Raw genomic sequence first — 20,084 nt, 5'->3', positions numbered from 1 at the left:
ACCTTATATAATAAATAAAATAAAAGTAGTATAAAAACACCACTTTATATTTTCATACTACTTTTCATATCTCTATACTTATATTAAACATGTCTTCCTTTATAGACATGTTAATCTTGCCCTTGTACTTATTAACTATTTTATTTATATTATAAAGTCCATAACCTCTACCTGTTCCTTTGGTTGAAAATCTAATCTTAGATATACTAGGAATCATATCTTCAGTAAAATTATTAACACTATTACTAACCTCTATTACATACTTCCCATTTTTATATGTTGTAAAAATATCTATATATTTCTTTTCACTTTTACTTGCTGATTCAATTGCATTATTAAATAAATTACTTAATACTACAGTAAGTTCACTATCATCTAGTGCAATCCCTTCTAATTGACTATCTATTTTGTACTTACATATTATATCATTTTTTTCTGCTTGATTTATTTTACTTAATAAGACTCCTTTTAAAATAGTATTTTCTATGTAAGATAAATTATTTAATAAGTTTTTATTTTCAAAAACATTTCCTATATATTTTTTTGCTCTATCTCTTAGCTCGTCCTCTTTACAAACTTGTATCATACAATATAATATGTTTAAATGATTTTTATATTCATGCTCACTTGCCTTCATTTCATCAAGAAGCTCTTGTATTAATGGATTAATACTTTGCTTTAACTCCGTTTTTTTATTTTCTTTATCCTTTCTATAAAGATTTACAAAATAAAATATATTTATAATTATCATTGTCAAGAATAATACTCCAATTTCCAATATTTCTAAATCTTCTATAAATTTATTTTGAAATAACACTTTAAAAAGTAAAAATATAATAATTAAATTAATAGAAATTAGAACAACTGAATTATATCTTTCTATAAAATTTTCTAAATTAATTTTTCTAAATTTCATAATTTTATAAGTACCATATATAATAGAACTCATTGATACTAAAATAATTGTAAAATATACCCAACGCGGCAAATCATTATGTCCAAATATAAAAATTGATATAATCATAGTTATAAGTTCAACAGCAATTATTATCATACATGAAATCATTAATTCAATAGTATTGACAATAATGCTCTTATTGTAAAATCTTTTCAATATTATATTCGTTATAAAAAAAATTAATACAGATGTAACTATTCCATATTCATTAAAAATGATAAATATGATTGTTGCTATTATCCCTCCTAATATAGAAAAAATAGAATATGCTTTTATGTTACTATTTTCTTCAATAAAAATTATATAATACATAATTAACATACTTGTAAATTCAATAAATGTAAATATTTATCTCACCTCCATAATTCTATTTCATATTTTATCATATTTTGTAATCATTTAAAAATCATTATTTTTACTTTTCATCAAATATTAGGATAATATTGTTCATACAAAGAAAAAATCAGTATTTTTTTCTTATTTTTTAACTTATACTTACTTTTATGTTAAATTTAATAAAATTTATGACTTTAATGGAATTTAGATGTAATTTATATTATAATAATTATGTAGTATTTAAGGAGGTATATTTTTGAGTAATACATTTATCAAAAAACAATTAAATTTTATAGTTAGCAATCTTGGATTAACTGATATTTATGAAATTGATAAAATTAGATATGGATTAGAAGTTTTTTATGGAGAAACTTTTAAAATATTAATTATGATTATATTCGCAATACTATTAGGCAAATTACCAGCATTTATGCTAATGATTACATTACTAATGCTAATAAGACCTTATATAGGTGGAAGTCATGCTAAAAGTTATTTTAGTTGTATGGTACAAAGTAATTTATCTTTTATAACAATATATTACTTATCTTATATTATCCCTACAATAAACATTTATATCAATGCAATTTTTATACTGTTTTTCATTATTGTAGCTAGAACTTTTAATCCTATTAACCCACTTAGAAATACAATTGTTACACAATATAAAAAAATTAAATTTAAAGATATTGTAACAATTACTCTAATATTTTGGTTTATTATCTCAAATTTATTCTTATCTAAATATTATAAAAACTGTGGTTTACTAATAATTTTATATATATTTTTAGATTTTTTAAAGGAGGTTTATAAAAATGAAAAAAAAGTTAGCTGTTAAATTAGCCACTTTAATGTGTGCAATAACAAGTATTGGTGAAATAGTTACATTTGCGGCACCTAATAATAGTTTCTTATTATGGGGAGAACCAACTCCACCAATGAAAAAAGAGGAAAAATAATATATTTAAAGCTATATCAGATTTCATAAAATATAATCTGATATAGCTTTTTGAGTTAGCACTATATATTATAAAGTTTTTCTTATTTCAAAAATAAAATTTTAATACGTATAATATCATCCTCTAAAGACATTTGTATTTTCCCTCTATATTTATCTACGAAGCTTTTTACATTATATAGTCCATATCCTCGTCATTTACCTTTAGTACTATAGTGTATTTTAAAAATATTACTTAAATCCTCTATCTTAAATCCTTCTGTTCTATTTTTCACATCTATTATATAATATTTATTATCTTCTATAAATACTTCTAATTCTTTTTTCTTTATCATACTAGTAGCTTCTATAGCATTATTTAATAAATTACTTAATATTACTGTCAGCTCTGCATTATTCAGTAAGATATCCTTAAAATCACTTCTTACATTGTATATGTACTCTTGCAACTTTTCTTTTATCTCTTTAGGCTTTGTAACTTGCGCTATACTCCAAATAGTATTTAAATGATTTTTATATTCATGCTCATTTGCCTTAAGTTTCCCCATTAAATCATTTATTAATAGATTAAAAGACATTTTTATTTCACTTTTTTCTTTTCATAAGTTTTTTCAATTTATGTTATATATTTTATATTAACAGCAAAGGACCTATGTGTTTGAATTATTTCATCATAATTTAAACTTTTTAAAAGCTTCACTAAAGAAGTTCTTTTAACATTGTATACACCACTCATAGTACTAAAATTATTTCAAAAATAAAGCAAGGTTATGTAATAAAAATACATACCTCGCTATAAATATTATATTAAATTTTATATACTAAATAACACTTTAACTACTCTCCATAAATATTTAAAGAAAATCCTTTACTTAACGCTTCTTTAGCATGTTCTTTAGCACCAAAAAGTGATAAGTCCCTGTAATTCCCACATTGTATATCATTGGCTGCTGGTATTTTTGTAGCCTTTAAAACTTCATTCAATGCATTTTCTATTGCAACTTTTATCTCACTAGCTTCTCTATCTCCAAAAACATTTAAATAAAAACCTGTTCTACATCCCATTGGTGATAAGTCGATTATCCCCTCTAAGTTATTTCTAAGTTCATATGCCAATAAATGCTCTAATCCATGCATGGCAGCAGTTCCAAATGCTTCTTTGTTAGGTTGTAAGAACCTAATATCAAACTTCGTTACAGAATCACCTTTTGGGCCATTTAATAAACAACATTTTCTTATATATGGCGCTTTAACCTTTCTATGGTCTAACTCAAAACTTTCTACTTTATTCATTTTTATCCTCCTAAATTTATATTACTTTTTTATTATTAATTGAATTTATTATTGTATTTATATTTTCATGTATTCTCCTTGCTACATATGGGTTATTCATTGTATATAAATGAATTCCATCTACTCCACTAGAAACCAAATCTACTATTTGCTCAACTGCATATGCAATACCCGCTTCTCTTAAAGCACCTTTATCATATTCATACTTATTCATTATTTTAATAAACTTTTCAGGGATCTTGGCTCCACATAAAGATGCCACTCTTTCTATTTGATTCTTATTTACTACTGGCATAATACCAGCTTGAATTGGCGATTTAATTCCTAATTTTTCTTTTTGCTCTAACATATTATAAAAATAACTATTATCAAAAAACAATTGAGAAATAAATTGAGTAGCCCCTCTTTCTTCTTTTAACTTCAAATGTAGCATATCTTCTTTAATCCCTCTCCCCTTAACATGTCCCTCTGGATAACATGCTCCTAAGATATTAAAATCCCCCCTATTTTTTATATGAGATATAAGCTCATAAGCATAATCAAATTCTCCTTTAGGATGTTGTCCAACAGGAATATCCCCCCTTAAAGCTAGTATATTTTCTATTCCCTTCAATTTTAAATCATCTAAGATTATATCTATTTCTTCTTTAGTAGATGCTATACATGTTAAATGTGCTACTGATTCTACTCCATACTTTTCTTTTATAACTGAGGAGAGTTCAATTGTTCTATTATCAGTTAAACTACCACCAGCCCCATAAGTTACGCTAATAAAATCAGGTTTTAAATCCTTTAATTCTTCTAAAGTATTATAAACAGTACTAATTGGTGATGTAACTTTTGGTGGAAATACCTCAAAAGAAAACACTAGCTCCTTACTATTAAACAATTCATTAATTTTCATAGAAATGCCCCCTTTAAATTAGTGTTAGTGTATAACTTTATAGTAATAACTAAAACTTATTAATAAATTTTTATTCTTATTATTGCTTATTCTTTATTGTAAAATAAAAAAACCTAAAGGATATTTCCCTTAGGTTAAAATAACTCTGCCTATAAAAATACCCTTATCTATCAGCTTAAAGCTGTGGAATTAGCACCACGTACAACTAGTAATAAGTGACAAATGATAGGTGACAAACTAGTATTAATAACTTATCACTAATCACTTGCAACTTGTCACTATTGACAGGTTGCTGGGTTTCAACGGGCCAGTCCCTCCACCACTCTTGATAAGACTTTATTATATTATAAAAAATTATTCCTAATTTGTAAATAATTATTTTAAATCTAAAATTTTATTAACAACAACAATATAGAAATAATACTGCAGGTTAAACTAATTATGCTTATAAAAGTTACTATTTGATTTGTATTTAATCCTTTTGCTTGAAGTCTATAATGAATTTGACTTCTATCAGCTTGATATATTGGTTTTCCTTCTGAAAACCTCTTAAATATGACAAATATATTATCGAATATTGGAACAGCTAAAGCTAGAATTGGTATCATTAAACTCAATATAGTTGCTCCTTTAAACGCCCCATCTAAAGCAATTATACTTAAAATGAATCCTAAAAAATTAGCTCCTGAATCACCCATAAACACCTTTGCTGGATACCTATTATAAAATAAAAATGCTAATACAACACCTGCTGTTATAAGCGAAAATAACAATGAAGGTGCTTGCCCTAATATTATAGCAGTTGCTGTAAAAGTCATTGCCGAAATAAATGATAACCCTCCTGCTAAACCATCCATTCCATCTGACCAATTTATAACAGTTGTAACACCAAAAATCCACGTTATTGTAAGTACAAATTGAACTATAGGGGATAAAGTTATATATTCATCCGTAAATGGGTTTGTAAATCCTTCAAAGGAAATCCCAGACTTAAATACAATTACTGCTGCTAAAAGTTGAATTATTAATCTAGGAGTAATTCCAAATTCTTTACCAATACTCTTATAGTAATCATCTACTACTCCTATTATTAATATTAATAATGCTCCTATAAATATTCCATATTTTTCATCAAAGTTATAATTATAAAAAGTAATAAAATAAGCTATAAAAAAACCAATAAACATAGCAATTCCACCACAAAGTGGAGTTTCACCTTTATGTTTTTTTCTCTCGGTGGGTTTATCAGTAAAATTATATTTAAACGCTAATTTCATAAGTAGTGGTGTCAAAATAAATACTGTAGAAAAAGCTATTATTATCGCTAGTAAATATTTCATTAAGATTCTCCTTAAAATTTATCATAATGTGTAATATCATGTATTATAATTAGCATTATACTATTAATTTACTTTATTATCAAATATATAATATTAAATAAAATTTAAGGGAGTTGCAATAAAGCAACTCCCTATTGTGATAATGTAAAGATCTACTCTGCTCTTGCATTAATGATATCTTTAACCTTCATTAATCTAGTTAAAGCTCCTCTTTCATTTTCATCAAGTTTCATTCTAATAAACTTAATTGTTTCTTCTAATTGAGGAATTGTCATGTACTCAAGGGCATTAACTCTTCTTCTTGTTTTTTCAATTTCATCAGCCATTAACTGTGTTGATTTTTCAACCTCAGCTAGTTCAAGTAGCTTAGGAAGTATTGATTCTAACTTTCCTATAGCATCATCTAATTCAGAAGATGTATTAGCAAATCCATATGGGTAAATGCTTCCTTCACTATCTTGTAATTGTCTGTGGAATTTCATTTGTGGAACATTAACACTCATTATGTTTTTTGTTCCTACCTCAACAGATACACTATCTTTTGGATAAGCAACTGCTTCTTCTAAGAATTCTGAGCTCATTACAGCACTTGCCATAACGAAATCTTTAAACGAGCCTTCTAGTTCAGCTTCAACTGATTTTCTAAGCTCATTATTGTATTTAACAAGATTAATGAATTGTCTCATTAATTCATCTTGCTTATCTTTAAGAAGCTTATGTCCTCTTGCTGCAGTAGTTAATCTCTTCTTCAGCTTAGATAGCTCCATTCTAGTAGGATTGACATTTAGCTTTGCCATATTCTACTCTTCATCTCCCTTTGGCATATACTTTTCAAGATATTCATCTCTGATTCTCTTAAGTTCAGTCTTAGGAAGAATCTTAAGTAATTTCCAACCTAAATTTAAAGTTTCTTCTATTGATCTATTTGTTTCAAAGCCTTGAGAAACATATTGCTCTTCGAAGGCTTCTGCAAATTTAGCAAACTTCTTATCCGTTTCTGATAATGCAGATTCACCTAAGATTGCTGATAATTCTTTAGCTTGCTTACCTTGAGCATAAGCTGAGAATAATTGATTCATTGTATCAGCATGGTCTTCTCTAGTCTTTCCTTTACCGATACCCTTATCCTTAAGTCTTGAAAGTGATGGTAAAACATCTATTGGAGGCATAATTCCCTTCTTATATAATTCTCTTGAAAGAATTATTTGTCCTTCTGTAATATATCCAGTTAAGTCTGGAATTGGGTGAGTTTTATCATCTTCAGGCATTGTTAATATTGGAATTTGAGTGATAGATCCACCTCTTCCGTTAATTCTACCTGCTCTTTCATATAATGTAGAAAGGTCAGTATATAGGTATCCTGGGTAACCTCTTCTACCTGGAACTTCCTTTCTAGCTGCAGAAACTTCTCTTAAAGCTTCAGCATAGTTAGTAATATCAGTCATAATAACAAGAACGTGCATATCTTTTTCATATGCTAAGAATTCAGCAGCAGTTAATGCCATTCTTGGTGTAGCTATTCTTTCAATAGCTGGGTCAGAAGCAAGGTTCATAAATAATACAGCATTATCTATAGCTCCAGTCTTCTTAAATTCATCAACAAAGAATTGAGATTCTTCGAAAGTAATACCTATAGCAGCAAATACAACAGCAAAGTTAGCATCTGAATTTAAAACAGTCGCTTGTCTTGCTATTTGTGCAGCTAATTGAGCATGTGGAAGACCTGACCCAGAGAAAACTGGTAATTTTTGTCCTCTAACAAGTGTATTTAATCCATCAATTGCAGATATACCTGTTTGAATGAATTCTGATGGGAAATTTCTTGATACTGGGTTAATTGCCTCACCGTTAATATCTAATTGCTTTTCTGGTATTATCTTTGGCCCTTTATCAATTGGATGACCCATTCCATCAAATACTCTTCCTAGCATATCTTCTGATACGCCTAATTGAAGTGGCTTTCCTAAAAATCTAGCCTTAGTTCCTTTTAAGTTAATTCCTGAAGAGCCTTCAAATAATTGAACCATTGCCTTAGATCCATTAACTTCAAGAACCTTACCTCTTCTTAATTCACCAGTTTGTATTTCAACTTCAACTAGTTCATCGTACTTAACGCCGCTAACTCCTTCAACAACCATTAAAGGACCAACAACTTCTGTAACCGTTCTGTACTCCTTAAGCATTAAGAACCCCTCCTTCGTTGATTAAAGTATCAATGTCAGCTCTTAATTCAGCAGCTATATCATCCATCTTAGCTATATCATCTTCATGGATATATTTACTTCTTGCAATCTTATCTCTTACTTCTAATTCTAAGATTTTATCTAGGTAAACTCCTGCTTCTAAAGCTCTTTCAGCTTCTTTTCTGAATAATAATACAAGCTTTAACATTTTATATTGTTTATCTAATGAAGTATAAGTATCTATTTCATGGAAACCATTTTGTTGTAAATAGTCTTCTCTTATAGACTTAGCAACTTCTAATTTTAATCTATCTTTTTCTGATAATGCATCTATACCAACTAAGCTTACGATTTCTTGTAATCCTGATTCTTCTTGAAGTAAAGCCATTGCTTCTTGTCTTAAAGTAGACCAATCTTCAGCAACTGTTTTATTTAAATATCCATCTACAGTATCAGCATATAATGAATATGAATTAATCCAGTTTATAGCTGGGAAGTGTCTCTTATATGCAAGTTGTGCATCTAATCCCCAGAAAACTTTAACTATTCTTAAAGTTGATTGAGTAACTGGTTCTGAAAGGTCTCCCCCTGGAGGCGATACCGCACCGATTGCAGTAACAGCACCTTGTCTGCCATCTTTACCTAAACAAACAACTTTACCAGCTCTTTCATAATAATCAGAAAGTCTTGAACCTAAGTATGCTGGATAACCTTCATCCCCTGGCATTTCCTCAAGTCTACCAGACATCTCTCTTAATGCCTCAGCCCATCTTGAAGTAGAATCAGCCATAATTGATACTGAATATCCCATATCTCTAAAGTATTCAGCTATTGTTATACCTGTATAAATACAAGCTTCTCTAGCTGCAACTGGCATGTTTGAAGTATTAGCTATAAGTACTGTTCTCTTCATTAATGATTCACCAGTTTTTGGATCCTTAAGTTCTGGGAACTCGTTAAGAACGTCTGTCATTTCGTTACCACGTTCACCGCATCCAACATAAACAACTATTTCAGCATCTCCCCACTTTGCAATTTGATGTTGAACAACTGTTTTACCTGCTCCGAAAGGACCTGGTACAGCAGCAGCTCCACCCTTAGCTACTGGGAAGAATGTATCTATAACTCTTTGACCTGTAGTCATAGGTGCTTCTGGTTTTAATTTTTGTGCATAAGGTCTACCTTTTCTAGCAGGCCATTTTTGCATAAGTTGAACTTCTCTATCTCCTTTAGCAGTTTCAACAATACAAACTGTATCTACAACTGTAAAGTCTCCTGATTTAATTTCTTTAACAGTCCCTTCAATTCCATATGGAACCATTATTTTGTGTAATACAACTGCTGTTTCTTGAACTGTTCCTATTACATCACCTGCTTCAACTTTATCCCCAACTTTAACTGTAGGGTTAAAAGTCCAAACTCTTTCTCTATTTAATGAAGTAACTGATACACCTTTTGTTAAGAATGGTGATTGAGCTACTTTTTCAAATGCATCTAATGGTCTTTGTATTCCATCAAACATTGATTCTATAAGTCCTGGCCCAAGTTCGATACTTAAAGGTTCTCCAGTTGTAACAACTGGATCCCCTGGCCCTATTCCTGTAGTTTCTTCGTAAACTTGGATAGATGCCTTATCTCCTCTCATTTCAATGATTTCTCCGATAAGACCCTTTTCTCCAACCTTAACCATATCATAAATATTTGCTTCGTCCATTCCTTCAGCAACAACTAAAGGACCTGCAACCTTGATTATTTTTCCGGTCTTCAACTCTCTAACCTGCCTTCCTATAAAATATTTACACCAACAGCTTTTTCCACACTATCGCTTATTCTCTTTGAACCTATATTTAACGTTCCTTGATTGCTTGGAATTAATATTACAGCAGGAAGCATTTGCTTATTGTAACGCTCAATTGTTTCTTCAATTGTTGCTGCAACTTGCTCTGTTATAAAAATAACTGCGTATCCATTCATAGCCATTCTATCAACAGCAATTCTAGCCTCATCAGCTTCTACTACTGGAAATACATCTATCCCTATAGCTTTGAATGCTAAAACTGAGTCTTTATCACCAACTACTCCAATTTTCTTATACATAAATATCACGCAGCCTTTCTCTTATTACTTCCTCAGCAATATTATTAAGCTTACCTACCATAATAATTCTTATTATCTTAATTTCTGTTTCCTTAGCATAAATGTATGATAAAATTCTTTCAGGTCCAAATGTTACTAGCTTACCAGTTTTCATAAGATCCATAATGTAATTATCACTTAATTTTTCTAAAAGATTTACTGAATTTGTAGCTATGTACCCTTCAACACCATCTTTTATTAAATCAGAATATACACTTGTGCTTAATTTTGAAATAATATTTTCTGGTGTTTCATTTAATATAGATACTAATGTATCTTTGCTTATAGAGCCACCGCTAACTAATACCTCTGAAGCAAATTCTCTTCCTTTACCTTGCTTTTTAATTCTTAGTAAAGTTCTAATATTTGTAGCATCGATAATTGCATTTACAAGTTTGTCTGTAAATTTATAATTTAAAAATTTCTTTATTTCTACTAATTCTTTAAACATATATCTATCTACTATAATATCAATCTTTTGAGGATCCTTATTTACTTCAAAATCAGCTATAACTTCTAGAACTGCTTTTTCAACATTTCCTTTTAAATCTCTGAAATTATCTGTATCAATCTTTCTCTTTAAATCACTTAAATCTTCTTTTCCTAAATCTATTAGCATATTTGAAAAATCTTTATTTAAGAACTTTCCTTTTAATAAAACCTTAATATTATGGTATTTATATTTAATGCTCATTAAATCTACGATTTCTTTTACTGGGCATAGTTCATAAACTAATTTATAAACTCTTTTAAGTTCAGTACTTAGAATTACTTCATAATCAGTAGCTCTTTTAACATTGCCCATTATATTTGCATACTCAGTTTCCCCAAGTATTTTTAAAACCTCATCAGCAGAATTAGCTTCTAACATTCTTTCTACTTTGGCCTTATCAAGGAGTCTTGTTTCCAATACCCAAATTCTTGAAAGAGCTTGAGTAAATTGCATTACATCCATACTACCCCTCCTTAATTAAATAACACCTTTGCCACTTCAAACTCTAACTCATCTCTTAATGAGCTTACTAAAGCTTCATAAGTGCTATTTATTTCTATGCCATTATTTTCTAATATGAAACCACCTTTAAATTTACCTGGAGTTTCACTTAAAGTTATTTGTGCATTTACTTTCTTGTTTAATTCTTCAATAAACGCTGAATCTACAAACTTTAATCCTTGTTCATTTAAAACTAATGTTTGCTTACCACTTAAATTCATTGATAAAATTGTATTTTCTACAAAGTTTAAGAACTCTTCCTTAGATAACTCTGTTAATTTATCTATGCTTTTTTCAAAAACTTCGTTAATAATTTCTTGTTTAGCTGCTAATTTGTTATTTCTAACCTTTAATTTAGCACTAGATATTACTCTTTCTTTTTTAGATTTTGCTTCAACTTCAGCTTTATCTAAAATTTCTTTAGCAATTTCATTGGCACTGCTTACTTTTTTAGAAATAATTTTATCTTTTTCTTCAGCAGCAGTAGCTAAGATATTTTCCTTTCCAGCTTCTGCATCCTTAAGGATTTTAGAAGTTATATTTTTTACATTTGACATAATTTATATCTCCAATCTTTAAGTTGCTAATATTATTGCATGTATTAATTACATTGCCATACTTACTAGCATGAATGATATAACGAATCCTAATAATGCATAAGTTTCAACCATTGCTGCTAAAATGATTCCTTTAGTGTTGTGCTCTGGTCTCTTAGCTAATATTTGAATACCTGATGCAGCAACTCTACCTTGAGCTATACCTGAGAATAAACCTGCTAAAGCGATTGGTAAACAAGCACCTATTAAGTATAAACCTTGTTCTAAAGACATTCCTGAAGACATCTTAGTGTAAGCAACGAAACCAACAACGAAACCGTATAAACCTTGTGTACCTGGTAATAATTCTAATACTAACGCTTTACCGAACTTTTCTGGTTCTTCTGTAACTAATCCTGAAGCTGCTTCCCCTACTAGTCCAACACCCTTAGCTGAACCTATCCCTGATAAACCAACTGCTAATGCAACACCTAAAGCTGCAAACATTAAACCACCGTTATTTTCCATAAAAAATTGTATCCATGTATTCATTTTTAAAATCCTCCTAATTTTCCTTTAAATTAATATATTTTTCTGATGCTTTAAATGGAGTAAATGCTTTTCCTCCACCTTCATAGAATTTTGAGAAATATTCTACATATTGTAATCTTGCTGTATGAACATATGCTCCTAATAAACCTAATAATAAGTTAAACACATGAGCTGCTACGAACACAAATGGTAATAATACTATTGCCGGACCAGTTAATGACTTCATTAATAAGTTTAACGCTCCTGCAATACATCCACCTGATAGTCCTAATGCCATAAGTCTTGTATATGAAACTAAGTCACCAATGTAACCTGTTATTCCATATAAAGCATATAATCCTTGACCAATTTGAGCTCCTTTTGTCTTTTCTTCTCTACCACCAGTTAATACTATTACAAGCATACCAAATATCATTGCTGCTATTGCAATATATTTAACTATTGATGGCCATCCTAAGTTTATACAACCTGCCAATACACCAATTGATATTAATGTTATTAACCATGAACCAACATCATAAAATGCATCCTTTGGTTTTCCTGACTTAATAAGGGAATATGCTTTTATGCATAAACCAAATAATATTTGGATAACACCAAATACTATAGAAGCCACTAAAAGAGTATTAACATCTTCAGTTGGATTTATAAGTCCAGGTATTTTTACGGCATCACCAAAGAATGATCCATAAATTAATCCTATAGCAATTGTTGGTATACTTAAAAATAAGAAGAATCTAGCAAAATCTTCATTTTTCTTATTTAATTTTAAGAATTTCATTGCGCAAAATGCAGAAATTAACATTACTAATCCATATCCAACGTCAGCAACCATCATTCCAAAAAATATTAAGTAAAATGGTACTAGTAATGGAGTTGGATCAACTTCATTATATCTTGGTAAACTATACATTTCTGTAACAGATTCGAATGTTTTATTAAGTATTCCATTTCTTAATTTAACTGGAACCTCCTCAACTTCATCCTCTTTTACATCTTCAAATGATATGTAATAATCATCATTTAAAACTTCTTTACATATATTTTGTAACTTATCATTATTTTCTACTTCACACCATCCTTGAATTGCAACAGTGTTAGTCGTTCTTAAGAAGTTATTTGAAGCCTTATATCTTAAAACAGCATTTGTAAGATAATCATAAACTAACTTCATTTTTTTGTATTCTTCTTCAAAAGAAGCTACTTCTTCTTTTACAAAAAATATTTTAGACTTTAATTCTTCTATTTCATGAGCATGATTTGTTATAACCACTTGTGGTGTTTCACTAAACTCTGATTTAAAGGAACTAAATCCAAATCCTCTTAAAATATTTAATACTTCGTCATGTCTTTCACTTAAAGACACTACTACTATGTTTATATCATTATTACCTCTTGATATAATTTCAACATATTCAGAATATAAACTCTCATTAAGTTGTTCTTCATATTGCTTTGAAATACTTCCAACGAAAGTCGATACCATATTTAGCTCATTTAGAGCTTCAAAAGAAATATCTAAGGCTTGCCATGGAGTTAAAACTTCAATTTCACCTTCTAGCTTAGTAATCTTGCTTTCTATGCCATTGAGCTCCTCTTCCTTTTCCTTAACTTTAGCATAAATCTCATTCCAGTTAATATTTTCAACTGCTTTTTCTAACTCATCAATAGTTAAGTTTTCCTTGTCATCCTCTAATGCTTTTAATCCTGACTTTTTAGGCATATAGTGAATTAAAAAGTCTAGAGTACTTTTAGCCTTTGATAAATCTTCTTCATACTTTGCAATATTTGAATCTACTTCATCCTTATTAAGGGATTGTAATTCTTCATTGTTCTCTAACAAGTTTTCATCCTGCAAATTTATAAACTCTACTTTTGAGAAACCTTGTAGACTACGAAGAAGTTGTTCTTTTTTAGATTCAAAAGTAAGCAAAGTGAATTTGTTCATCTTAACTATTGCCATGAATCTTCACTATCCTCTCAACAACTATATTAATAGCATTATCTTTTAAATCTTGAGCTATATTACTTATAGACTCTATCTCTTTATCTCCCATCTTTAAGATAGGTTCTGCATTGCTATTTCCTTCTTCTAAAGCAGCATTTAATAAGTTATTAGCCTTTGTTTTAGCCTCACTTACTATTTCATCATATTTGATATCAGCTTCTTTAGTCGCATTGCTAATAATTTCTTTTGCATTTTGCTTAGCATCTGAAATTATTGTTTCAGCTTTTTTCTCAGCTTCCTTTATCTCATTAATTGCTTCTAATGCCAAAGTCTCACCACCTTTACTATATACAAGCTGGATAATATAAATATTAATACTTTATATAGTATTAATTACTTTTTATCTCTTTCTTAATTATACACTGTTTTCACATTTTTTCAACTTTTTTTATTAACATTTCCTAAACAATACTTTAATATTAAAATAATTATCTATTTACTAAAAATTCACTTATTTTTATAATGTTAATTATTCTTTAATCTTTCAGTTATATCGATCATTTCACCTTCATATGAACATAAGAAATATACTTTTTCTTTCTTTATAAGATTATTTTTTATAAATTCATCTATATCTATACTAAAACTTTCAATATAATAATCTTTAAAGGAATACTCTTCTCTAAGAATATCTTTAATTTCATTTTCAACACCCTTTTCTAATCCTTTTCCTAAAAACTCAGGCATTCCCCTCCTTTTATTAAATAGTAAATAATCATATTTTATTATGTCTCGTAATATTTCACTATCTAACTTTGTTATATCCATATTAAAATCTAAAAATACTCTATAATACTCACTATTTCCTATATTTCTATCAAAGTATCCTTTTTTATCAAAATAATTTCCTAACTCTAGATAAAAATCGTAAGGTGTTTCAAAACTATTTATTAAAAATTTTATTATGTTGTTAAATTTTTGAGAGTTATAATATTTATCAACCATACTTTCTACCTTTTTTAATATTAAAAGCTCATCATAGGATATATCTTTAGTTTGTAATATTTCATATGGAGGATATGGTGAATACTTCATTCCATACTCTTCAGCCTCTTCTCTCATAGAAGATCCTCTAAGCAACTTTAAAAATCCTAATTGAATTTCCTCTGGTTCTATACTATAGACATCATTAAATGATTTTTTAAATGATATTATATCTTCTCCTGGTAATCCTGCAATTAAGTCTAAATGTTGCTTAATATTTTTAATCTCCAGTAATTCAACTACCTTTTCTTTTATATCACTAAAATTAACGAATCTGTTTATCTTATTTAACACTTCATCATTAGTTGTTTGTACCCCTACCTCAAATTGAAATCTATCTTTAGGAGCCTTTCTTAACAACTCTAACTCTTGTGGTTTTAATATATCCGCAGAAATTTCAAAGTGGAATTGTGTATTAGTATCTGCATTGATTAAAAACTCCCATATGGCCATAGAAAATTTAAAATTACAATTAAATGTTCTATCAACAAACTTAACTAATCTAACTTTTTTCTCTATAAAATATTGTAATTCTTTTTTTACTCTTTCTATATTTAAAAATCTTACACCATGTGTAGTAGAAGAAAGACAATACTTACAATTAAAAGGACACCCTCTAGATGCTTCATAATAAACTATTTTATTATCTAAATTTTCATCTTCCTTATAGGGAAATACTATTTCATCCATATTCATTAGTGGTCTATTACCATTACTAATAACTTCATAATTTTCTTTAAAATATAACCCTCTTATATCTGTTATACTTCTTTCTCCTAGTAAATATTCTACAAACTCCCTATAAGTTTTTTCTCCCTCTCCTTGAATTACATAATCTCCTGAAAGTTCTTTTAATATATTTAAACTATCATAAGATACTTCAGGACCACCATAAACAATTTTTATATTTTCATCTATTAGCTTTATTAAATTCGATAATCTTTTAACTACTTCTATATTCCAAATATATGTTGAAAATGCTACTACATCTGCCTTTTCTTTAATTATTTCTTCTAATATTTTTTCATCTCTATCATTTATTGAAAATTCTCTTATTTGACATTCGTAATTCATATCCTCCGTAAATGCCTTTAAATACCTAACTGCTAAATTGCTATGAACAAATTTTGAATTTATAGCTGTTAATAATACCTTCATTTTTTCTTCCCTTCGTCTATTCACTTTATTTTTTCACCTTTTACAAAAAAAATATCTTCCCAAACTTTTTCTTCTTTTATATCATATATATCACTCAACATTCTTTTTGTATCATCTATATTTGATTTAGAGATTGGGTTTAAATTTTTAAACTCAAACTCTTTTGTTTTACCTGATGGTAATACTGCCATAACTTTATTATTTGATACTTCTCCAATTTCTTTATTTATGTCCCATATATATATTTCTCCTCCAACTTTAACTAACTTACTCGCTTCTCTAATTAAATTAACTTTACTAGACTCTCTCCATATGCTACTTAAATAAAAAAACACTGTACACGTGTCATAGCCTCCATTAGTAGCTTTTTCATCAATTGAACCTTCTAATAAATCTACAGAAACTTCATCTATGGCATCTTTTGAAATATTGTATATTACTCCATAGCTTTCCCCAACATCTAATATGTCTCCAGTTAATTTTATATCGCTTAAGTTTAATATAATTGTTTTTCCCATAAATACCACTCCCTAAAATAAAAAAATTTTAATTCTTTATAAATTTTACTATTATATTTATATAATTATGTAACTTATTTAAAATTAAATCATATTTTTTATTATGTATTCAAGTCTTATAGTATTTACTCTTCCCCATGTATATTACCTCATTTAGTCATATTAATGCAAAAAAATATTTTGAAAATAACTTTCAAAATATTTTTTAATATCATTGTTTACTTTTTTTGATTTTACTCTTATACATTAGAGCTATTATTATTGCCATTGAAAAAATTATAATAAATATCCAAATTACATTCGGCAAATTAAATATAGTTGTATTTATCTGCCCACCTATCTTATACAAGCACCCACCCTTACTATCTAATATGTATATATTCGCATCATTGTACTTTATTTTCTCTATATAACATTCTTTATCTAATGCTACTATTGCTTTAGATCTATCATTTTCAGTTAAAACATATATATAGTTATCTACATTATCTGCAAATATTACAGTATCTTTAGGGAAACATTTTCCTTCATAATCAATAGTTAATCCTTTTAAGGCTGCTACTTTATCATGCTGATATCTAGGACCTAAAGTAACTTCAGTTGGATGGTTAGCTATAACAAAAGAAAGTTTATTAGTTCCATCTGAAAATCTTGGAGAAGTAATTGGATCTCCTCCACTAAAATCTGGCCAACCATACCAAGCTTTTTCCTTTATATCATATATATAATCAGCATCATCTTTAACAGCCCTTAATCCACTATCTTCCATACCTCCAACTATAGCTGTTAGTTTCCCTAGACTATTTATCGCTAATCCTTCAACATTCCTAATTCCTGTAGCATATGTTATAAATTCATTACTGTTTAAATCATATCTTAAAATACTTGCGTTACTTAAAACATTTTCCTTAATTTTCTGACCTTCTATAACCTTTTCTCCAAATGGAACAAAAGCATAATTATTATTGTATCCTATGCCAGTTGCCTCCCATTCAAAAGACGCCTTATCCTCATTTTTATTATTTTCATCAACAACTCCAGAATTAGTATTAGAGCCTATACTTATATACAAATAATCTCCATTCAAAACAATATTTGTTTCGCAATTCAATCCATTATTAGGTAAATTTTCAATTAATTCTGTATATTTTTCCTTATTTACATCATACAATAGTACTCTATTGTCACTTGCAATTATAATATTATTATTATAACAAGCTATATCATATATATTTAAAGACTTGTCATATACTAAAATTTCCTCTTTATTATCTTTATTAATCATCTTAATAGTATTTTTAAATGCTATATATAAATTATTTTCTTTATCAAAATCAAAAGAAACTGCTCCTCCTAAACCTTTTGTATTTATAGACCAATCAACATTCTCATATATAAGCTTTAAATCATATCTATTACTAAATTTATAAATCCCAAATGATAAACTAACAATTATTATTGAAAATATTAAAAACCTAAAAAATCTCCACATTACTCCTTCCCCCTTTATATTTTTATTTATATTTTCTCACTAACAAAATATTACTTAATAATTAAATAATAAATACTTAATATCATATTATCTAATTTTACCGAATAAGTATTAATGTAATTAACTACAAGCTTTTAACTAAAAATTTAATTTTAAAAGTAGACTTACAAACTTTACTTAAGGGGGCTAATTAACTTTGGAGAAGGATATATTTTTTAAAAATTCATTTTTTCTTACTGTGGCTAATATAACAACTGGAATACTAGGATTCATTTTTTCTATGTATTTAAATAATTTAGCTGGACCTGAAGGAGTTGCTCTTTATGGTTTAGTAATGCCTGTATACAACCTATTTATTTGCTTAATGACTGCAGGTATTATAGCTGCTATATCTCAACGCTCTGCAATATATCAATCAAAGGGGGAATATAATAATCTATTTAAAACTATTCGTTCAGTTGCTTTCTTTAACATAATTTGGTCTATTGTCATAGGCATTTTAGTTTTTTTTCTCGCTCCATACATAAGTAAATATGGTATAAAAGATATAAGAACATTAAATGCCATTAAAGTTACCTGTCCTGCAATGGTATTTATTGCACTTTCTAATATATTAAAAGGCTTCTTTTATGGAACATCCAAAATTGTTGTTCCTGCAATTGTTGATGTATCCGAAAAAGCCATGAGAATAATAACTATCGCTTTATTAATATATGTTTTTAAAGCTCAATCATTATCATCTTTAATCACACTTGCTTATGTATCTTTAGCATTAGGAGAACTACAAAGTTTAATATTACTATTTTGTTACTATAAATATACAAAAAAAAGAATGCCTACTAGTAACGAAATTCCAGAAAGCAGGGCTCAACTTATTTTTAACGTATTGATAATTTATTTACCCCTATGTTTAAACGGATTTTTAGGAAATACATTTGCAACTATTTCAACATTAATCGTCCCAAGACAATTAGTGGCTTCTGGTCTTGATTATAGTTCAGCATTAAATCTTATTGGTAGATTTAATGGAATGGCTTTGACTATAGTAACATTCCCGCTTATAGTTGTTAATTCAATAAACACATTACTTGTACCAGATTTATCACAAAGTATAAGCTCTGGAGAATATTATAGTGCTTCACAAAGAATTAAGACTATTTTAAAAGTTGCATTTTTATTAGGTATGGCTACTACTATTATTTGCCAACTTGTTCCTGATTCATTAGGGCAAATGTTTTTCCAAAGAGATGATCTAGGTTTATATATTAGGCTTTCTTCTTTATCTGCACCTATTTTCTTTGTAGCTAATACAATGTTTGGAATTTTAAATGGATTAAATAGGCAAAGTATTATTTTAAGAAACTCTATAATCATTTCTCTTACTGAAATATTCTGCCTTTACTTATTCACTAGAATACCTAGTATAAATATTTTTTCTTACGTAATAACAATATTCATTACTTCTTGTCTAGGATTAATAATAAACCTACATGAAGTAAAGAAGCATATAGAATTAAATTTATCCATATTTAATATAGTAATCTTCTCTCTTACAGGAATATTAGTTTATTTAATGTTGAAATTATTTACCACTAGATTATTAGATGGTTTATTTTTAAGTAAGAATATAATTGTAATAACTTTAACATTTGCTATTTTTGCATACCTAAGCAGATTTGGATTAGATGAAGACTAATATTTCTAACAAAAAAGCTCATTATCCTAATATAGGTA

The 20,084-nt window shown here is 28.2% G+C and carries 20 protein-coding genes, 1 pseudogene and 1 riboswitch; of the genes and pseudogenes, 3 read left to right on the top strand and 18 right to left on the bottom strand.

Features of this window, described 5'->3' with window-relative positions:
- Positions 1 to 64: 64 nt before the first annotated feature.
- The gene (locus Q0Y03_RS00280) at positions 65 to 1,270 is read right to left on the bottom strand and encodes a GHKL domain-containing protein (protein ID WP_297711856.1); all 1,206 of its coding nucleotides are present in this window, start codon (positions 1,268 to 1,270) and stop codon (positions 65 to 67) included.
- Between the two features lie 280 nt (positions 1,271 to 1,550).
- On the opposite strand from Q0Y03_RS00280, the gene Q0Y03_RS00275 reads away from it, so the two are divergent.
- Together Q0Y03_RS00275 and Q0Y03_RS00270 are read left to right on the top strand one after the other, a co-directional pair.
- Complete coding sequence (locus tag Q0Y03_RS00275; RefSeq protein ID WP_297711855.1) at positions 1,551 to 2,132, top strand: accessory gene regulator B family protein; 582 nt, start codon at positions 1,551 to 1,553, stop codon at positions 2,130 to 2,132.
- Positions 2,110 to 2,253, top strand: a complete 144-nt coding sequence (locus Q0Y03_RS00270) for a hypothetical protein (RefSeq protein ID WP_297711854.1) — start codon at positions 2,110 to 2,112, stop codon at positions 2,251 to 2,253. The genes Q0Y03_RS00275 and Q0Y03_RS00270 overlap by 23 nt, the downstream gene beginning before the upstream one ends.
- An 82-nt stretch (positions 2,254 to 2,335) precedes the next feature.
- Here the strand turns inward: Q0Y03_RS00270 and Q0Y03_RS00265 are convergent.
- The 17 genes and pseudogenes from Q0Y03_RS00265 to Q0Y03_RS00190 form a co-directional block, all read right to left on the bottom strand.
- Positions 2,336 to 2,800 (bottom strand): annotated as a pseudogene (locus Q0Y03_RS00265) (GHKL domain-containing protein).
- 68 nt (positions 2,801 to 2,868) lie between these two features.
- The gene (locus Q0Y03_RS15480; RefSeq protein ID WP_363318692.1) at positions 2,869 to 2,988 is read right to left on the bottom strand and encodes a LytTR family transcriptional regulator DNA-binding domain-containing protein; all 120 of its coding nucleotides are present in this window, start codon (positions 2,986 to 2,988) and stop codon (positions 2,869 to 2,871) included.
- A 101-nt stretch (positions 2,989 to 3,089) separates the two neighbouring features.
- Positions 3,090 to 3,545, bottom strand: a complete 456-nt coding sequence (locus Q0Y03_RS00260) for an S-ribosylhomocysteine lyase (protein ID WP_297711853.1) — start codon at positions 3,543 to 3,545, stop codon at positions 3,090 to 3,092.
- Between the two features lie 16 nt (positions 3,546 to 3,561).
- Positions 3,562 to 4,449 (bottom strand): methylenetetrahydrofolate reductase [NAD(P)H], encoded by an 888-nt coding sequence (gene metF, locus Q0Y03_RS00255; RefSeq protein WP_297711852.1) that lies wholly within the window; start codon positions 4,447 to 4,449, stop codon positions 3,562 to 3,564.
- A gap of 160 nt (positions 4,450 to 4,609) precedes the next feature.
- Positions 4,610 to 4,784: riboswitch (SAM riboswitch) on the bottom strand.
- 51 nt (positions 4,785 to 4,835) lie between these two features.
- Positions 4,836 to 5,789 (bottom strand): MraY family glycosyltransferase, encoded by a 954-nt coding sequence (locus tag Q0Y03_RS00250; protein WP_297711851.1) that lies wholly within the window; start codon positions 5,787 to 5,789, stop codon positions 4,836 to 4,838.
- 152 nt (positions 5,790 to 5,941) lie between these two features.
- The gene (locus Q0Y03_RS00245) at positions 5,942 to 6,586 is read right to left on the bottom strand and encodes a V-type ATP synthase subunit D (RefSeq protein WP_294139245.1); all 645 of its coding nucleotides are present in this window, start codon (positions 6,584 to 6,586) and stop codon (positions 5,942 to 5,944) included.
- 3 nt (positions 6,587 to 6,589) lie between these two features.
- The gene (locus Q0Y03_RS00240; RefSeq protein ID WP_294139246.1) at positions 6,590 to 7,972 is read right to left on the bottom strand and encodes a V-type ATP synthase subunit B; all 1,383 of its coding nucleotides are present in this window, start codon (positions 7,970 to 7,972) and stop codon (positions 6,590 to 6,592) included.
- Positions 7,965 to 9,740, bottom strand: a complete 1,776-nt coding sequence (locus Q0Y03_RS00235) for a V-type ATP synthase subunit A (protein WP_297711849.1) — start codon at positions 9,738 to 9,740, stop codon at positions 7,965 to 7,967. Before Q0Y03_RS00235 ends, Q0Y03_RS00240 begins: the two co-directional genes overlap by 8 nt.
- 17 nt (positions 9,741 to 9,757) lie before the next feature.
- On the bottom strand, positions 9,758 to 10,069 hold the full coding sequence (locus Q0Y03_RS00230) for a V-type ATP synthase subunit F (RefSeq protein ID WP_291678503.1): 312 nt from the start codon (positions 10,067 to 10,069) through the stop codon (positions 9,758 to 9,760).
- On the bottom strand, positions 10,062 to 11,063 hold the full coding sequence (locus tag Q0Y03_RS00225) for a V-type ATP synthase subunit C (RefSeq protein WP_297711847.1): 1,002 nt from the start codon (positions 11,061 to 11,063) through the stop codon (positions 10,062 to 10,064). Before Q0Y03_RS00225 ends, Q0Y03_RS00230 begins: the two co-directional genes overlap by 8 nt.
- A gap of 11 nt (positions 11,064 to 11,074) precedes the next feature.
- A complete protein-coding gene (locus tag Q0Y03_RS00220; protein ID WP_297711846.1) occupies positions 11,075 to 11,659 on the bottom strand; it encodes a V-type ATP synthase subunit E family protein in 585 nt (194 codons plus the stop codon).
- A 48-nt stretch (positions 11,660 to 11,707) separates the two neighbouring features.
- Positions 11,708 to 12,190, bottom strand: a complete 483-nt coding sequence (locus Q0Y03_RS00215) for a V-type ATP synthase subunit K (RefSeq protein WP_297711845.1) — start codon at positions 12,188 to 12,190, stop codon at positions 11,708 to 11,710.
- A gap of 13 nt (positions 12,191 to 12,203) precedes the next feature.
- Positions 12,204 to 14,153: a V-type ATP synthase subunit I gene (locus Q0Y03_RS00210; protein ID WP_297711844.1), complete on the bottom strand. Its 1,950-nt coding sequence runs from the start codon at positions 14,151 to 14,153 to the stop codon at positions 12,204 to 12,206.
- Entirely contained in the window at positions 14,140 to 14,466 is a 327-nt protein-coding gene (gene ahaH / locus Q0Y03_RS00205; protein ID WP_297711843.1) for an ATP synthase archaeal subunit H, read from the bottom strand. Before ahaH ends, Q0Y03_RS00210 begins: the two co-directional genes overlap by 14 nt.
- Before the next feature lie 197 nt (positions 14,467 to 14,663).
- Entirely contained in the window at positions 14,664 to 16,340 is a 1,677-nt protein-coding gene (locus tag Q0Y03_RS00200) for a B12-binding domain-containing radical SAM protein (RefSeq protein ID WP_297711842.1), read from the bottom strand.
- A gap of 20 nt (positions 16,341 to 16,360) precedes the next feature.
- On the bottom strand, positions 16,361 to 16,858 hold the full coding sequence (locus Q0Y03_RS00195; protein ID WP_297711840.1) for a hypothetical protein: 498 nt from the start codon (positions 16,856 to 16,858) through the stop codon (positions 16,361 to 16,363).
- A gap of 211 nt (positions 16,859 to 17,069) precedes the next feature.
- A complete protein-coding gene (locus tag Q0Y03_RS00190; protein WP_297711839.1) occupies positions 17,070 to 18,350 on the bottom strand; it encodes a hypothetical protein in 1,281 nt (426 codons plus the stop codon).
- 196 nt (positions 18,351 to 18,546) lie between these two features.
- Here Q0Y03_RS00190 and spoVB point away from each other — a divergent pair, with 196 nt between their 5' ends.
- The gene (spoVB, locus tag Q0Y03_RS00185) at positions 18,547 to 20,046 is read left to right on the top strand and encodes a stage V sporulation protein B (protein WP_297711838.1); all 1,500 of its coding nucleotides are present in this window, start codon (positions 18,547 to 18,549) and stop codon (positions 20,044 to 20,046) included.
- Positions 20,047 to 20,084 lie beyond the last annotated feature (38 nt).

Origin of the sequence: Clostridium sp. (assembly GCF_026168755.1) — a bacterium.
Lineage (GTDB): Bacteria > Bacillota > Clostridia > Clostridiales > Clostridiaceae > Clostridium.
This window is presented reverse-complemented; position numbering and strand designations above follow the sequence as displayed.

Bases quoted from the DNA above. Each gene is read 5' to 3' on its own strand.
- Q0Y03_RS00250 (WP_297711851.1), bottom strand. From the start codon at position 5,789: ATGAAATATTTACTAGCGATAATAATAGCTTTTTCTACAGTATTTATT.
- Q0Y03_RS00230 (WP_291678503.1), bottom strand. From the start codon at position 10,069: ATGTATAAGAAAATTGGAGTAGTTGGTGATAAAGACTCAGTTTTAGCA.
- Q0Y03_RS00215 (WP_297711845.1), bottom strand. From the start codon at position 12,190: ATGAATACATGGATACAATTTTTTATGGAAAATAACGGTGGTTTAATG.
- Q0Y03_RS00260 (WP_297711853.1), bottom strand. From the start codon at position 3,545: ATGAATAAAGTAGAAAGTTTTGAGTTAGACCATAGAAAGGTTAAAGCG.
- Q0Y03_RS00225 (WP_297711847.1), bottom strand. From the start codon at position 11,063: ATGGATGTAATGCAATTTACTCAAGCTCTTTCAAGAATTTGGGTATTG.
- Q0Y03_RS00210 (WP_297711844.1), bottom strand. From the start codon at position 14,153: ATGGCAATAGTTAAGATGAACAAATTCACTTTGCTTACTTTTGAATCT.
- Q0Y03_RS00240 (WP_294139246.1), bottom strand. From the start codon at position 7,972: ATGCTTAAGGAGTACAGAACGGTTACAGAAGTTGTTGGTCCTTTAATG.
- Q0Y03_RS00270 (WP_297711854.1), top strand. From the start codon at position 2,110: ATGAAAAAAAAGTTAGCTGTTAAATTAGCCACTTTAATGTGTGCAATA.
- Q0Y03_RS00190 (WP_297711839.1), bottom strand. From the start codon at position 18,350: ATGTGGAGATTTTTTAGGTTTTTAATATTTTCAATAATAATTGTTAGT.
- Q0Y03_RS00200 (WP_297711842.1), bottom strand. From the start codon at position 16,340: ATGAAGGTATTATTAACAGCTATAAATTCAAAATTTGTTCATAGCAAT.
- Q0Y03_RS00195 (WP_297711840.1), bottom strand. From the start codon at position 16,858: ATGGGAAAAACAATTATATTAAACTTAAGCGATATAAAATTAACTGGA.
- metF (WP_297711852.1), bottom strand. From the start codon at position 4,449: ATGAAAATTAATGAATTGTTTAATAGTAAGGAGCTAGTGTTTTCTTTT.
- Q0Y03_RS00220 (WP_297711846.1), bottom strand. From the start codon at position 11,659: ATGTCAAATGTAAAAAATATAACTTCTAAAATCCTTAAGGATGCAGAA.
- Q0Y03_RS00245 (WP_294139245.1), bottom strand. From the start codon at position 6,586: ATGGCAAAGCTAAATGTCAATCCTACTAGAATGGAGCTATCTAAGCTG.
- Q0Y03_RS15480 (WP_363318692.1), bottom strand. From the start codon at position 2,988: ATGAGTGGTGTATACAATGTTAAAAGAACTTCTTTAGTGAAGCTTTTA.
- Q0Y03_RS00280 (WP_297711856.1), bottom strand. From the start codon at position 1,270: ATGTATTATATAATTTTTATTGAAGAAAATAGTAACATAAAAGCATAT.